The following is a 13800-nucleotide window of genomic DNA, read 5'->3' as shown; positions in this document are numbered from 1 at the left end:
GCTCACGGAGCGAAGACCATGAAGATCGTGACCAGCCTCAGCTTCCGCGGCCAGTGCCGCGAGGCCTTCGAGTTCTACGCCAAAGTGCTGGGCGGCGAGATCACCGCCGCCATGCCCTACGGCGACGGCCCGCCCGACATGCCGGTGGGCGAGCAGTACAAGGACTGGCTGATGCACTGCTGGCTGCAGGTCGGCGACCAGGCGATCATGGGCGCGGATATGGACGTCGAATGGGCGCCCAACGTCGACAAGCCCAAGAACGGTTTCGACGTCACCCTGCACGCCGACAACACGACCGACGCCCGGCGCTGGTTCGATGCCCTGTCCGAGGGCGGCCGGGTCGGCATGCCCTTCGCCGAGACCTTCTGGTCTCCGGGCTTCGGATCGTTGACGGACAAGTTTGGCGTGCCGTGGATGGTCAACACCATGCCGTCGGCCGACTGGAAGCCCGCGTCGTGAAGGCCTCGCCCATGATCTGGACCGGCCGCGTTCTGACAGGCCTGTTCGCCCTGTTCATCCTCGGCGCCTCGGCCTTTCCGAAACTGAGCGGCATGCCGATCGCCGAGGAGACCATGGCCCAGCTGGGCTGGCCCTCCGGCCATGTGCTGATGATCGGGCTGATGGAGCTGGGCTTCCTGATCCTCTACCTGATCCCGCGCACCAGCCTGCTCGGTGCCGTGCTGTTCACCGGCCTGCTCGGCGGGGCGATGGCGACGCAGATCCGGGCCGAAAGCCCGCTGTTCAGCCACGTGCTGTTCTCGATCTACCTCGGCCTGTTCATGTGGGGCGGCCTGTGGCTGCGGGATGCGTCGCTTCGGGCCGTGTTTCCGATCCGACGGAGCCAATCATGACCGTCGCCGCCGCCATTCCCGACCATCTGCGCCGATTGCAGATCGTCCGCACCTTCGACGCCCCGCGCGCCCTCGTCTGGAAAATGTGGACCGACCCCGCCCACGTCGCCGCCTGGTGGGGGCCCGAGCATTTCACCACGCCGGTGGTGAAAATGGACGTAAGCCCCGGCGGGGCCATCCATATGGTCATGCGCGCCCCGAACGGCGCCGACATGCCCTTCGACGGCCGCTTCGTCGAAGTCGAGGAACCGGAGCGGCTGGTGATGCGAACCTGGGTCCAGCACCCCGACGGGACGACATGGTTCGAGGTCGAGAACACGATCACCTTCGACGAGGCCGGCGGCCGCACGGTCCAGACCCTCGACGCGCGGGTGCTCACCGCCGACGAATCCGCTCTCGGCCCGCTCGCCGGGATGGAGGCAGGCTGGTCGCAGAGCCTCGACAAGCTCGAACGCGAGGTCGTCGCAGAGACCGCGAACTGAGACCCGTCGCAGGCCCCGGGCCGTCCCACACGGCCCGGGGCCTCACAAGGAAGGAGCCAGGTATGAAACGATCCCTGTTGACCGCCGCCGCCGCCGCCCTGACGCTGGCAACAGCCCTGCCCGCAATGGCGCAGAGCGCACCGGCCGCCGCCGCGGCGAGTGCGCAGACCCCAGCCCCCCGCGCGGATTCTGCCGTCGTCGAGGGCGGCGAGGTGCGCTACTTCGTCCACGGCGACCTGACCTCCGGCAAGAGGCCGGTGCTGATCCTGCATGGCGCCTTCATGTCGTCGGACTCGATGAAGCCGCTGACCGACCTGATGACGGACCGGCCCCTGATCGTCGTCGACCAGCGCGGCCACGCCCGGACCGGCGACCTGCCCGGCCCGATCACCTATGAGAATCTGGCGGACGACGCCGCGGCCGTGCTGGCCGACGCCGGCGTGCAGAAGGCCGATGTGGTCGGCTATTCCATGGGCGCAGGCGCGGCCCTGCAACTGGCGCTGCGTCACCCGGAGAGGGTCGACCACCTGGTGGTCGCCTCCGTCAGCTTCAACGAGGCGGGCAACCTGCCCGGCTTCACCCAGATGATGGCCGGCATTACGCCCGAGATCTTCGCCGGCACGCCGATGGAGGCCGAGTTCAAGCGTCTGTCGCCCAACCCGGACGCCTTCGCCTCGGTGGTGAACAAGATCAAGGTCATGGATCAGGGCCAGGACTGGCCGGCGGAGCAGATCCGCACCCTGACCTCGCCCACCTTCATCATTATCGGCGACCACGACATCGTGCGGCCGGAACATGCGGTCGAGCTGTACCGTCTGCGCGGCGGCGGCGACACGGCGCGGGCCTCCCAGCCCTTCCTGACCGAGGCGCCCCCGGCGCGCCTCGCCATCCTGCCGGCGAGTTCGCACGTCGACGTGTTCGGCGACCCGGCCCTGCTGGCGGCGATGATCCTGCCCTTCCTCGACGACCAGACCCGCCCGTCGCCGGGCGGCTTGTTCGACGACATCCCCGGAAGCGAGTGAGGCCGGCGATGCGCAAGATCAGAACCGCCACCTTCGTCTCTCTGGACGGCGTCATGCAGGCGCCCGGCGGTCCCGAGGAGGATCCGGGCGGCGGGTTCAGGTTCGGCGGCTGGGTCTTCCCCCACTTCGACGAGAGGTTGGGCGAGTTGATGGGTCAGGCGATGGGCGAGGACTACGACCTGCTCCTCGGCCGTCGCACCTATGAGATCTTCGCCGCCCACTGGCCGCATCAGGACGACGAGATCGGCCGCACATTCAACGCCGTCAACAAATACGTCGCCGCCGGTCCCGAAACGCCGCTGAACTGGGCCCACAGCCACAGGCTGGAAGGCGATCTGGCCGCGTCGGTGCGGGCGTTGAAGGCGACCGCGGGGCGCGACCTGCTGATCCAGGGCTCGAGCGAGGTCATTCACACGCTGCTGGCCCACGACCTGATCGACCAGCTGACGATCCTGACCTTCCCCATCGTGCTGGGCCGGGGCAAGCGGCTGTTCGACGAGGGTTCGCTCCCGCACGCCTGGACGCTGGTGAACAGCGAGGCGACGGCCGCCGGCGTCATCGTCGGCACGTACCGCCGCGACGGGGACGTGCCCACCGGATCGTTCGGCGACGACAATCCGGGTCAGGCCGAGCTGGCACGGCGCGAACGCTGGGCGCGGGAGAGCTGAGGCGTCAGCGCGCCATGGCGGTCGGGAACGGCCGCCCCAGCGCCTCGGCCATGCCCTGCTGCGAGAGCAGGAAGACCGCCTCGCGCTGGTGGTAGTTGTTGGACAGCACGATCACGGTGACGTCCTCGTCCGGCTGGTATGCGACCAGGTTGCGGAACCCCGACCAGCTGCCGGTGTGGTAGATCTGGCGATCGAGGAAGTCGGGGCGGACGCGGCGGCCGAGGCTGTTGGCGAACAGGCCGTAGCCCCAGTCGCGCCGCGGGCGGCCGCGCTCGTCCGGCGTGTCGGCCGGCGCATGGTCTGCGATCATCTGCGCATAGCTCTCGGCGCTCAGCAGCGTCCCGCCGTGCAGGGCGCGCTGCCAGACCAGCAGGTCGTCCAGCGTCGAATACAGGGCGCCGGCTCCGAAGATGATGCTGACGTTGTGGTTCGGCTGCGGCGTCGGCCCGCCCGCGAGATTGGCGTAGCCCATGACCACGCCCGACATGTCGTCCTCGTAGCCGGTGTCGGCCATGCCCAGCGGCACGAAGAAGGCGTCGCGCAGATAGTCCCGCAGCGGCAGGCCGCTGGCCCTCTGGACCACGTAGCCGAGCAGGTTGTAGCCGGCGTTGTTGTAGCGAACCTTCGTACCCGGCGGGAACTGGAGGCCATACCGGGCTGAATCATCTGTCAATTCCTCTGGCGTGGCGAGCGCGGTCCGGCGGACGCCCCAGCCGGGGCGGGCCATCAGATCCGGGATGCCCGAGGTGTGGGACAGCAGGTGGTGCAGCCGGATCGGCGCCCAGGCGGCGGGGCACGGATCGATCCATCGGCACACCGGATCGTCGACCGACAGAACCCCCTCGTCCTGCAGGCGCAGAATGGCGGCGGCCGTGAACTGCTTGCTGACCGAGGCCAGGCGGAAGCGGGAGTCCAGCTCCAGCGGTTTACCCAGGCTGCGGTCGGCGTAACCGTAGACCTGGCGGAACAGCACCTGATCGCCCTTCGCGACCAGCACCCCGCCCGTGAAGGCGCCCGAACCGCCCCAGCGCTCGAGCTGTTCGGTCAGCTGCGGCAGGTCCCGCACCACGACCAGCGGCGGCCGGGGCGGCATCGGCTCGGGCGGAGCGGCTTCGGGCAGCGGCCGCACTGTCGCCCAGGCGATCAGGCCGGCGGCGACGACGAACAGCACAGCCAGGAAGGCCATCGCCAGCCGGGGATGACCGCCGCTGTGTCGGGGAACGTGGAACAACGGCCTAGACGTCGTATTCCAGCCCGAACTGGGCGTAGAGGGCGCGGCTGTCCTGCCATTTCGGGTCGACCTTGACCGTCAGGAACAGGTGGACCGGGCGGTCGAGAAGCTCGGTCAGCTCCTCGCGGGCCTTCTGGCCGATCCATTTCAGGGTCTGGCCGCCCTTGCCGAGCACGATCGGCCGCTGGCTCTCGCGCTCGACGTAGATGGTCTGCTCGATGCGGGCCGAGCCGTCGGGCCGGTCCTCGGACGAGGTCGTCTCGACCGCCGCCGAATAGGGCAGTTCCTCGTGGACGCGCAGATAGACCTTCTCGCGCGTGATCTCGGCCGCCAGGACCCGCATCGGAACGTCGGCGGACTGGTCCTCGGGATAGAGCCAGGGGCCTTCCGGCATCGAGCGGGCGAGGCGCTTCTTGAGGTCGTCGACGCCGTCGCCGCTGAGCGCCGAGATCATATAGACCTCGGAATAGGCGCCGGTCTCGAACAGGCGCTGCGACAGGGCCAGCAGGGTGTCGCGGCGCATGCCGTCGATCTTGTTCAGGGCCAGGATGACCTGTTTTCCCGCGGCCTTCAGGGCGGCGATGATGGTTTCGGTGTCCTCGGCCGAGCGGCGGTCCGCGGCGGTCCCTTCCTTGCCCTCAGCGGCGATGTGGGAGGCCGCGTCGACCAGATGGACCACCACGTCGGCGTCGTCCGCCCCGCCCCAGGCCGAGGCGACCATGGCCCGGTCCAGACGACGGCGCGGCGTGAAGATCCCGGGCGTGTCGACCAGCACGATCTGGGCGTCGCCCTCCATGGCGATGCCGCGCACGGGGAAGCGGGTGGTCTGGACCTTCTGGGTGACGATCGAGACCTTGGTCCCGGTCAGGCGGTTGACCAGCGTGGACTTGCCCGCGTTGGGCGCGCCGATGATGGCGGCGAAGCCGGCTCGCTGGTTCTGTTGATCGGTCAAATCACGCCTTCACGCTGCAGCAGGCCGATGGCGGCCGCCTTCTCCGCGTCCTGACGCGAACGGCCCTGTGCGGTCAAGGGCGGATATCCGGCTACGCTGGCTTCGACGGTGAATGTCGGGGCGTGATCGGAGCCGGTGCGGTCGACGATGCGGTAGGTCGGCAGCGGCTTTCCCTGACCCAGCGCCCACTCCTGCAGGGCCGATTTCGGATTGGTCAGCGACTTGCACGGCGGAGCGGCCAGTTCGGCGGCCCAGACACGCTCGAACAGGGAGCGGGCGGCCTCCATGCCTCCGTCCAGCCAGACGGCGGCCAGGATCGCCTCCATGGCGTCGCCGAGCATGCCTTCGCGGCGGCGGCCGCCCTGCTTCGCCTCGCCGGGCGACAGCCGCATGGCGTCGCCGACTCCCAGCGCCTCCGCGATGCGGGCGCAGGTCGCCTTGTCGACGAGGGCGTGGAGGCGGGACGACATCTCGCCCTCGTCGGCGGCCGGCAGGTCCCGCATCAGCCGGTCGGCGACCAGCAGGCCGAGCACCCGGTCGCCGAGGAACTCCATGCGCTGGTTGTCGAGGAACAGCCGGCCGCGGGCGTCGCGCCCGGCCCCCTCCCCCACGCTGGCGTGCGTCAGGGCCTGATCGAGCAGGGACGGATCGCGGAAGTCGTGACCGAGGTTGCGCGCCAGCGCCGCGACCGCTTCGGCCCGCCGGTCGCCCATCAGTTCAGGACGGTGAAGAACCGGCTCGGACGCACCTTCGAGAACCAGCTGACCGGATTCCACAGCGAGGCGCCGGGCGACCACGAGAACAGGATGATCTCGGCCTTGCCGATCAGGTTCTCGGCCGGCACCAGGCCGACGCCGCCGGCAGGCTCGTCGAAGCGGCTGTCGACCGAGTTGTCGCGGTTGTCGCCCATCATGAAATAGTGGCCTTCGGGCACCTGGAACACCGGGGTGTCGTCGGCGGCGTTGCCGGGGCCGTAATCCTGAATGGTGAAGGTCTTGCCCTCGGGCAGGGTCTCGCGCGCCTTGATGATCGGCATGCCGTACATGTTGGTCGCGTCCGCCTCGCTGATGACCACGTCGCGCACCGGCTGGCCGTTGATGTGCAGGACGTTGTTGACCATCTGAACCTCGTCGCCGGGCAGGCCGATGAGGCGCTTGATGTAGTCGGTGCGGTTGTCGCGCGGCAGCTTGAAGACGACGATGTCGCCGCGCTTCGGCTCCTGCGCGAAGATGCGGCCCTCGAACACCGGCGGGCTGAACGGGATGGCGTGCTTCGAATAGCCGTAGCTCCACTTGGAGACGACGATGTAGTCGCCTTCGTAGAGGTTGGGCTCCATCGAGGCGGACGGGATGGTGAAGGGCTGGAACAGCAGCACCCGCAGAACGAAGGCGATCAGCAGGGCGAAGAAGATCGTCTTGACGATCTCGAAGGTCTCGTTGCCGCCTGACCGGCCCTTGCGGCGGCCCTTCTTGCCGCGCGCATAGACGGGCGTGGCGTCGATGTCCTCGAACGGGGCGTCGCCGGCGTCGCTCCACACCGGCTGTTTCGATGAGGCCGCGGCCGCGGCTCCGGCGGCTCCGGCGGCGCCGGCCGCGACGGTGGCGTCGGCGGCCGTCAGATGCGCGTCGTGCGCGGCGTGGTCTTCATGGCCGTGATCGCCATGCGCGGTCGCATCGGCGTCAGCGGCGGGATGGCTGTCGTGCGCGGGCTCGTCATGGGCGTGCGGAACGGCCCCGGCGTCATGATCGTCGTGATGGGCCGCATCCGCGTGGCCGTGTTCTTCGTGCCCGTGCTCGTCATGGCCATGGGCGTCCGCGGCCGGCGCATGCGCATCGTCATGCGCGTCGGGCGCCGCGTGGGCGGGCTCAGGGGGCGACTCGTGGCCATGACCGGCGTCGTGGCCATGCTCGTCGTGCGGCTTGTTCTCGTCGCTCATATGGACCCTGTCCCCCAGCCGCTGTCCGCGGTCTTTCAGCGGCAAAAGCGGTATAACGTGATTAAGCCCTCGGCAAGGCTTCGATCACCACGAAGGCGAGTGCGTACGGGTGTTCGTCGCTCAGCGTCAGGTGGATCCGCGCCTCATGGCCGGCCGGCGTCAGACGCGCCAGGTGTTCGGCGGCGTGGCCGGTCAGGTGCAGGGTCGGCTGGCCCGAGGGCAGATTCGCCACACCCATGTCGCGCCAGTACACGTCCCGTCTCATCCCGGTGCCCAGCGCCTTGGCGCAGGCTTCCTTGGCCGCGAACCGCTTGGCGTAGCTCCACGCCGCGTCCGGCTTGCGGTCCGAACGGGTCCGCTCCAGTTCGGTGAAGCAGCGCTGTTTGAAGCGGTCGCCATAGCGATCCAGCGACTTCTGGATGCGCCGGATGTCGCACAGGTCGGCGCCGACGCCGACGATCACCGGGGAAAGTCCTGGGCCGCGTCCATCGCCGCGCGCATGCGGCGGATGGCCGTGGTCAGGCCGACGAACACGGCTTCCCCTACCAGGAAATGGCCTATGTTCAGTTCGCGGACCTCCGGAATGGCCAGCATGTCGGCCGCCGTCCCGTAGTCCAGCCCATGGCCGGCGTGGACCTCGAGGCCGAGGTCGGCGGCGCGGCTCGCGGCGGCCTGCAGCCTGGCGAACTCGACCGCGCGCGCGTCGCCCGACAGATGGCAGTAGCGGCCGGTGTGGAATTCGACGACCTGGGCGCCGACGGCGCGGGCGGCCTCGACCTGCTCCAGCGCCGGCTCGATGAACAGGGAGACCCGCACGCCCGTTCCGGTCAGGGCCTTCGCCACCGGCGCGATCCGCGCCTCGTGACCGGCGACGGCGAGACCGCCCTCCGTGGTCACCTCCTCGCGACGCTCCGGCACCAGGCAGGCGGCGTGCGGGCGGTGGCGCAGGGCGATGGTCAGCATCTCGTCGGTGACGGCCATCTCGAGGTTCAGCGGCCGGCCCGCGACGGCGCAGAGTTCGCTCAGCGCCTCGATATCGGTGTCGGTAATGTGCCGCCGGTCCTCGCGCAGGTGGGCGGTGATGCCGTCGGCCCCGGCGGCGAGCGCCTCGCGGGCGGCCCGGACCGGGTCGGGATGGACGCCGCCGCGCGCGTTCCGCACCGTCGCCACGTGGTCGATGTTGACGCCGAGCCGGACGGGCGAGACCACCGCGCGCCTCCTTATTTCGCCAGTCGCCGGCTGCCGGGATCTTCGACCGGCAGGGCGGCGAGTTCCAGTGGCAGGGCGTCGGCGGCGTAGGCGGGGACGTCCAGCGTAGCCAGCGCCACCAACGGCACGCCGACATCGGCCCGGCCGCCCGAGCGATCGACGATGCAGGCCGCCGCGACGACGTCGCCGCCCGCCGCGCGGATCGCCGCGATGCACTCGCGCGAGCTCAGGCCGGTGGTGACGATGTCCTCGACCATGACCACCTTCTGGCCCGGCTCGACGTGGAAGCCGCGGCGCAGCCGGAACTCGCCGCCCTCGCGCTCGACGTACATCGACGGCACGCCCAGCCAGCGGGCGGTCTCATAGCCAGGGATGATGCCGCCGACCGCCGGCGAAATGGCCACGTCCACGGGGCCGGCGACCGCTGTGATCTTCTCCGCCAGCGCCTTGCACAGGCGGGCGCAGCGCGCCGCGTCCATGAACACGAGGTTCTTCTGCAGGAAGACGGGGCTGTGCAGGCCCGAGGACAGCACGAAATGCCCCTCGCGCAGGGCGCCCGCGTCGCGGAACTCGGTCAGGACGTCATTCGAATTCATCGGCGGGCTCGACTCGCTTCCATCCAAGCCGCTCGTACTTACGGATGCGGAGCCTCGGGATAAAGCCGCCATAGACCATTACGACGATCCAGCCGGGCACATAGGTCATCAGGTAGTTGGGATCGCCCTCGCGCAGGCCTGTGGCGAACTCGGTCGCAAAGCCGATCGCGATGGAGGCGATCGCCGCGATGAGGGCGTGCAGCCAGAGACCGGCGAACAGCATGGCGGGAACGCCGAACAGGACGCCCCAGACCCGCCAGCGGCCGCTGACGTAGCGCCGCCTGCCGTCGGACGGCCTGACGAAATGGACCGTCGCCAACCGGATCAGCCCCGCGCCCGCTCGACCGTATCGACCGACGGGTTCGTGCGCAGGGCGGCCATGATGGCGGTGGCGTGCTTGGCGTCCTCGACCTCCATGTCGATGTCGACGTCGAAGAAATCCTGCTGGCGGTGGCTCATCACCAGGTTGAGGATGTTGCCGCCGGCCTCGCCGATGATGGTCGCCACCTGGCCGAGCACGCCCGGCGCGTTCTTGATCGTGGCCCGGATGCGGGCCGAGGCGACGGCCCCCTGCTCGGCCTGTGGAGTCCACTGCAGGTCTTGCCAGACCGAGTCGTCGTCGGCGAACTCCTCCAGCCGCTGGCAGTCGATAGTATGCACGGTCAGGCCGGACTCGGGCTCGAGGATGCCGACGATGCGGTCGCCCGGCACCGGCGAGCAGCAGTGGCCGAAGTGAACGCTGACGCCCGGGGTGAGTCCGCCTCCGCGCACGAACAGGCGGCCCTGCTCGTCGCCGATCCGCTTGCGGTCCGGCCCCGCCTTAAGCCGTCCCTTCAGGGCCGGGAACAGGATTTCACCGACCTTGGCCGCCGACACCCGGCCGCGTCCCACAGCCTCGTACAGGTCGTCGTCGTGGGCGAAGCCGAGCTGCTCCAGAGCCGGGCGCAGGGTGACCTCGGCGTCGGCCTTGCCGGCGCGGGTCAGGGTCTGCTCGAGGGTGGCGCGGCCCAGCTTCTGGAACTCGCCCCGCTCGGAGGTGCGGATGTGGCGTCGGATGGCCGATCGGGCCCGGCCGGTGACGGTCAGCGAGCGCCAGTCGACGGGGATTTCCCGCTTGGCGCCGCGCACGATCTCGACCACGTCGCCGTTCTGAAGCTGGGTCCGCATCGGCTTCAGCTCGCCGTTGATCTTGGCCCCGACGGCGGTGTCCCCGACCTCGGTGTGCACGGCGTAGGCGAAGTCCAGCGGCATGCCGCCGCGCGGCAGGGTGATCAGCGCCCCCTTGGGCGTGAACACGAACACCTGGTCCAGATACATCTCGAGCTTGGCGTGCTCGACCCAGTCCTCGCCGCCCTCGCCGTGCTCGATCACCTGTACGAGGTGGCGCAGGTTCTGCAGCGGGTCGCGCCCGCCGTCCTTCTGCATGGCCTCCTTGTCGAAACCGTAGGACTGGTTCTTGTAGGCCCAGTGCGCCGCCACCCCGTCCTCGGCCACGCGGTCCATGGCGTCGGTGCGGATCTGCATCTCGATGCGCAGCCCTGACGGGCCGACCACCGTCGTATGCAGGGAGCGGTAGTTGTTCGACTTCGGCGTCGAGATGAAGTCCTTGAACCGCTCCGGCACCATCGGCCAGGCGCGGTGGATCACGCCCAGGGCGCGGTAGCAGTCGTCCTCGGCGTCGACGATGACGCGGAAGCCGTAGATGTCCGACAGGGACGAGAAGCCGACCGACTTGCGCTGCAGCTTGCGCCAGATCGAATACGGCGTCTTCTGGCGGCCGAACACGCGGGCGTGGACGCCGGCCTCCTCCAGCACCCGCTCGACCTCGCGGGCGACGCCGTCGATGGCCCGGCCGTGCTCGAGCTTCAGCGCCTCCAGCCGGCGCTCGATGGCGGTGCGCGCGGTCGGGTTCAGGTGTTCGAAGGCCAGTTCTTCCAGTTCGGATGCGATCGAGTGGATGCCGATCGACCGGCCCAGCGGCGCATAGACCTCGAGCGTCTCGCGGCTGATCCGCTCGCGCTTCTCCGGCTTCACATGCTTCAGCGTCCGCATGTTGTGCAGACGGTCGGCCAGCTTGACCAGCAGCACCCGCACGTCCCGCGAGATGGCGAGGATGAATTTGCGCAGGTTCTCGGCCTGGCGCGTGTGCTCGGCCTGGAGCTCCAGCCGCGACAGCTTGGTGACGCCCTCGACCAGCGAGGCGATCTCCTCGCCGAACATGTCGGCGATATCGTCCCGGGTGGCCGAGGTGTCCTCGACCACGTCGTGCAGCAGGGCGGTGACGATGGTGGCGGTGTCGAGCCGGTAGTCGGTCAGGATGCCGGCGACCTGGATCGGATGCGCGAAATAGGGGTCGCCCGAGGCCCGCAGCTGCGAGCCGTGCATCTTCATCGCATAGACGTAGGCGCGGTTCAGAAGCCCCTCGTCGGCGGTCGGGTCATAGGCCCGGACGGCCTCGACCAGCTCGAATTGCCGCAGCACCCGGGCGCGCGAGGGCTCGGGCGCTTCGGCCGCGGAGCGGTCGTTCTCCGGGTCGTTGAGATTGGCAGCTTTGAGAGACGGCGCGGGCTGCGAGGTCCGCGCCGGCAGGATGGTGATACCTTTGGCGGGTTCGGCCGTCAGTACCGCTCCTCCTGGCCGCCGTCGCGATCGCTTTGCAGCGCGCGGATCAGCTCGGCTTCCGCCATGTTCATGTGCTGCGGCTCGGCCAGCAGGGCCACGACCTCGGCCTCGTCCTCGGCTTCGGTACGCTCGTCGACGCGCTGCAGGGTGACGACGATGTTTTCCTGCAGTTCGTCCGGGCTGACGGTGTCTTCCGCCAGTTCGCGCAGGGCGACGACCGGGTTCTTGTCGTTGTCGCGATCGATGGTCAGCGGCGCGCCGTTGGCGATGGAGCGGGCGCGGTGGCCGGCCAGCAGAACCAGACCAAAACGGTTCGGCACCTTCTCGATGCAGTCTTCGACAGTGACGCGGGCCATGAAATTCCTCGAGCGCGGGGGAGAACCGCACAAAATATAGGGTCGGAGGCCATTGTGCAACGCCGCATAGGCGGGAATGAGGCGATCAGCGCGCTGGAGCCGCGTCCTGCCCGATGGTCGCCCTCTCCGCCAGTTCGGCCGCATGGGCGCCGTCGGGATGTTCCCACTCCGGCGCGATCTCCGCCAGCGGGCCCATCACGAACTTCCGTTCCGCCGCCCTTGGGTGGGGCAGGATCAGGCCGTCGAGGTCGCCGCTCAGCCGGCCGTAGGCGATCAGGTCGAGATCGAGGGTGCGCGGGGCGTTCCGCGCGCCGCGCCGCCGGCCGAAGGCCTCCTCGATCCGGCCCAGGGCCGCCATCAGGCCGTGCGGGTCATGAGCCGTGCGCACCACGACCACGCCGTTCAGGAACGGCGGTTCGTCCGGATCCGGCCAGGCGGCCGAACGCCACCACGACGACCGCATCACCACATCAATCCCCTCGGAGCGGAACCGGGCCAGCGCCGCCTCCAGCGCCTCGCGGCAATCCCGCCAGGCCCCCTTGTCATTGCAGCCCAGCGCGACGATGACGGCCTCGTCCAGATCGACGTCGCCGTCCATTTCGACGGTGACCGGGACGTCCATATTTTCGGGACCGATTTCCATGACGCCTTATCCGACCGAGCGCATCGCCCTCTTCATCGATGGGGCCAACCTGTATTCCGCCGCCAAGGCGCTGAACGCCGACCTCGACTTCAGCCGGCTGCTGGAGATGTATCGCGCAAACGGTGTTCTGGTTCGCGCCTATTATTTCACGGCGGTGATCGAGGGCGAAGAGTTCTCGCCGATCAAGCCGCTGGTCGACTGGCTCGACTACAACGGCTTCACCGTGGTGACCAAGCCGGTGAAGCGGTTCACGGACGCCCAGGGCCATTCGCGGACCAAGGGCAATATGGACATTGAGATCGCCGTCGACATGCTGGAGCTGGCGCCGCGCGTGGATCACGTCGTGCTGTTCAGCGGCGACGGCGACTTTCGGCGGCTGGTGCAGGCGGTGCAGGCCAAGGGCGTGCGGGTCACCGTCGTCTCGACGATGAAGAGCCAGCCGCCGCAGATCGCTGACGAGCTCAGGCGCCAGGCCGACGCCTTCGTGGAGTTGAACGACCTGCTGCCGGAGATCGGACGGCCGCGGACACCCGGCGCCTCGCCGTCCGCCCGGGTGTTCGATCAATGATCCCGCCGTACCCGCCCGAGGCCCCGCGTGACTGCCCGCTCTGCCCGCGGCTGGTCCAATACCGGCTGGAGAATGCGCGGCAGAACCCCGGCTGGTGGAACGGCGCGGCGCCGTCGTTCGGCGACCCGCAGGCGCGCCTGCTGATCGCCGGCCTCGCACCGGGGCGCACCGGGGCCAACCGCACCGGCCGGCCGTTCACCGGCGATCACGCCGGCTGGCTGCTCTACGAGACCCTGCAGAAATCCGGCTTCGCGCGCGGCCGGTACGATCCGAACGGCGACGACGACCTGGAGCTGGTCGACTGCATGATCACCAATGCGGTCCGCTGCGCCCCGCCGGGCAACAAGCCCCTGCCGGTCGAGGAGGCGACCTGCCGGCCGTTCCTGCAGTCGCGGCTGGCGGCCCTGCCCCGGCTCAGGGTCATCCTCACCCTGGGCGACGTATCGCGGCGCAACGTGCTGAAGGCGCTCGGCAAACCCGCCAGCGCCATGCCGGCTGGCCACGGAGCCCAGGCGCAGATCGGCCCCTATGTGCTCTTGAACAGCTACCACTGCTCCCGGCTCAACACGAACACGGGCCGGCTCAGCCCGGAGATGTTCGAGGACATCTTTGAGCGGGCCCGGGCGCTCATCGAAACGTGATCGAACATTGGTCGCCCAGCCGC

At 69.3% G+C, this 13800-nt stretch carries 18 protein-coding genes; 7 read left to right on the top strand and 11 right to left on the bottom strand.

Going from position 1 to position 13800, the window contains the following annotated elements; all coding sequences use genetic code 11:
* Nucleotides 1-18 precede the first annotated feature (18 nt).
* The 5 genes from VEC04_RS07785 to VEC04_RS07765 all read left to right on the top strand — a co-directional run bounded on the left by VEC04_RS07785 (nt 19) and on the right by VEC04_RS07765 (nt 3023).
* Nucleotides 19-459 carry a VOC family protein gene (locus VEC04_RS07785; protein ID WP_324775519.1) on the top strand — a complete coding sequence of 147 codons (441 nt, stop codon included), beginning with the start codon at nt 19-21 and terminating at the stop codon, nt 457-459.
* Nucleotides 456-851: a DoxX family protein gene (locus VEC04_RS07780; protein WP_324775517.1), complete on the top strand. Its 396-nt coding sequence runs from the start codon at nt 456-458 to the stop codon at nt 849-851. Before VEC04_RS07785 ends, VEC04_RS07780 begins: the two co-directional genes overlap by 4 nt.
* The gene (locus tag VEC04_RS07775; RefSeq protein ID WP_324775515.1) at nt 848-1333 is read left to right on the top strand and encodes an SRPBCC family protein; all 486 of its coding nucleotides are present in this window, start codon (nt 848-850) and stop codon (nt 1331-1333) included. Before VEC04_RS07780 ends, VEC04_RS07775 begins: the two co-directional genes overlap by 4 nt.
* 62 nt (nt 1334-1395) lie before the next feature.
* Entirely contained in the window at nt 1396-2355 is a 960-nt protein-coding gene (locus tag VEC04_RS07770) for an alpha/beta hydrolase (RefSeq protein ID WP_324775513.1), read from the top strand.
* 8 nt (nt 2356-2363) lie between these two features.
* Nucleotides 2364-3023 carry a dihydrofolate reductase family protein gene (locus VEC04_RS07765; RefSeq protein WP_324775511.1) on the top strand — a complete coding sequence of 220 codons (660 nt, stop codon included), beginning with the start codon at nt 2364-2366 and terminating at the stop codon, nt 3021-3023.
* Between the two features lie 4 nt (nt 3024-3027).
* On the opposite strand, the gene VEC04_RS07760 is transcribed toward VEC04_RS07765, so the two are convergent.
* The 11 genes from VEC04_RS07760 to folK all read right to left on the bottom strand — a co-directional run bounded on the left by VEC04_RS07760 (nt 3028) and on the right by folK (nt 12568).
* Nucleotides 3028-4209, bottom strand: coding sequence for a serine hydrolase domain-containing protein (locus VEC04_RS07760; RefSeq protein WP_324775509.1), 1182 nt, complete (start codon nt 4207-4209; stop codon nt 3028-3030).
* A gap of 49 nt (nt 4210-4258) precedes the next feature.
* Nucleotides 4259-5206 carry a GTPase Era gene (gene era, locus VEC04_RS07755; protein WP_324775507.1) on the bottom strand — a complete coding sequence of 316 codons (948 nt, stop codon included), beginning with the start codon at nt 5204-5206 and terminating at the stop codon, nt 4259-4261.
* Complete coding sequence (gene rnc, locus VEC04_RS07750; RefSeq protein WP_324775505.1) at nt 5203-5919, bottom strand: ribonuclease III; 717 nt, start codon at nt 5917-5919, stop codon at nt 5203-5205. The genes era and rnc overlap by 4 nt, the downstream gene beginning before the upstream one ends.
* Nucleotides 5919-6824, bottom strand: a complete 906-nt coding sequence (gene lepB / locus VEC04_RS07745; RefSeq protein WP_414642661.1) for a signal peptidase I — start codon at nt 6822-6824, stop codon at nt 5919-5921. The genes rnc and lepB overlap by 1 nt, the downstream gene beginning before the upstream one ends.
* A gap of 379 nt (nt 6825-7203) precedes the next feature.
* On the bottom strand, nt 7204-7605 hold the full coding sequence (acpS, locus tag VEC04_RS07740; protein WP_324775503.1) for a holo-ACP synthase: 402 nt from the start codon (nt 7603-7605) through the stop codon (nt 7204-7206).
* Nucleotides 7602-8351: a pyridoxine 5'-phosphate synthase gene (locus VEC04_RS07735; RefSeq protein ID WP_324775502.1), complete on the bottom strand. Its 750-nt coding sequence runs from the start codon at nt 8349-8351 to the stop codon at nt 7602-7604. Before VEC04_RS07735 ends, acpS begins: the two co-directional genes overlap by 4 nt.
* A gap of 11 nt (nt 8352-8362) precedes the next feature.
* Nucleotides 8363-8947 (bottom strand): orotate phosphoribosyltransferase, encoded by a 585-nt coding sequence (gene pyrE, locus VEC04_RS07730; protein ID WP_324775500.1) that lies wholly within the window; start codon nt 8945-8947, stop codon nt 8363-8365.
* On the bottom strand, nt 8934-9266 hold the full coding sequence (locus tag VEC04_RS07725; protein WP_324775498.1) for a hypothetical protein: 333 nt from the start codon (nt 9264-9266) through the stop codon (nt 8934-8936). The genes pyrE and VEC04_RS07725 overlap by 14 nt, the downstream gene beginning before the upstream one ends.
* Nucleotides 9267-9271: 5 nt before the next feature.
* Nucleotides 9272-11428, bottom strand: coding sequence for a bifunctional (p)ppGpp synthetase/guanosine-3',5'-bis(diphosphate) 3'-pyrophosphohydrolase (locus tag VEC04_RS07720; RefSeq protein WP_324775496.1), 2157 nt, complete (start codon nt 11426-11428; stop codon nt 9272-9274).
* A gap of 137 nt (nt 11429-11565) precedes the next feature.
* On the bottom strand, nt 11566-11925 hold the full coding sequence (gene rpoZ / locus VEC04_RS07715; RefSeq protein ID WP_324775494.1) for a DNA-directed RNA polymerase subunit omega: 360 nt from the start codon (nt 11923-11925) through the stop codon (nt 11566-11568).
* Between the two features lie 85 nt (nt 11926-12010).
* The gene (gene folK / locus VEC04_RS07710; protein ID WP_324775493.1) at nt 12011-12568 is read right to left on the bottom strand and encodes a 2-amino-4-hydroxy-6-hydroxymethyldihydropteridine diphosphokinase; all 558 of its coding nucleotides are present in this window, start codon (nt 12566-12568) and stop codon (nt 12011-12013) included.
* On the opposite strand from folK, the gene VEC04_RS07705 reads away from it, so the two are divergent.
* Together VEC04_RS07705 and VEC04_RS07700 are read left to right on the top strand one after the other, a co-directional pair.
* Nucleotides 12567-13136 (top strand): NYN domain-containing protein, encoded by a 570-nt coding sequence (locus VEC04_RS07705; protein WP_324775491.1) that lies wholly within the window; start codon nt 12567-12569, stop codon nt 13134-13136. The two genes, folK and VEC04_RS07705, sit on opposite strands and share 2 nt — an antisense overlap.
* A complete protein-coding gene (locus VEC04_RS07700) occupies nt 13133-13777 on the top strand; it encodes a uracil-DNA glycosylase (protein WP_324775489.1) in 645 nt (214 codons plus the stop codon). The genes VEC04_RS07705 and VEC04_RS07700 overlap by 4 nt, the downstream gene beginning before the upstream one ends.
* Nucleotides 13778-13800 lie beyond the last annotated feature (23 nt).

Origin of the sequence: Brevundimonas sp. (assembly GCF_035626535.1) — a bacterium.
Lineage (GTDB): Bacteria > Pseudomonadota > Alphaproteobacteria > Caulobacterales > Caulobacteraceae > Brevundimonas.
This window is presented reverse-complemented; position numbering and strand designations above follow the sequence as displayed.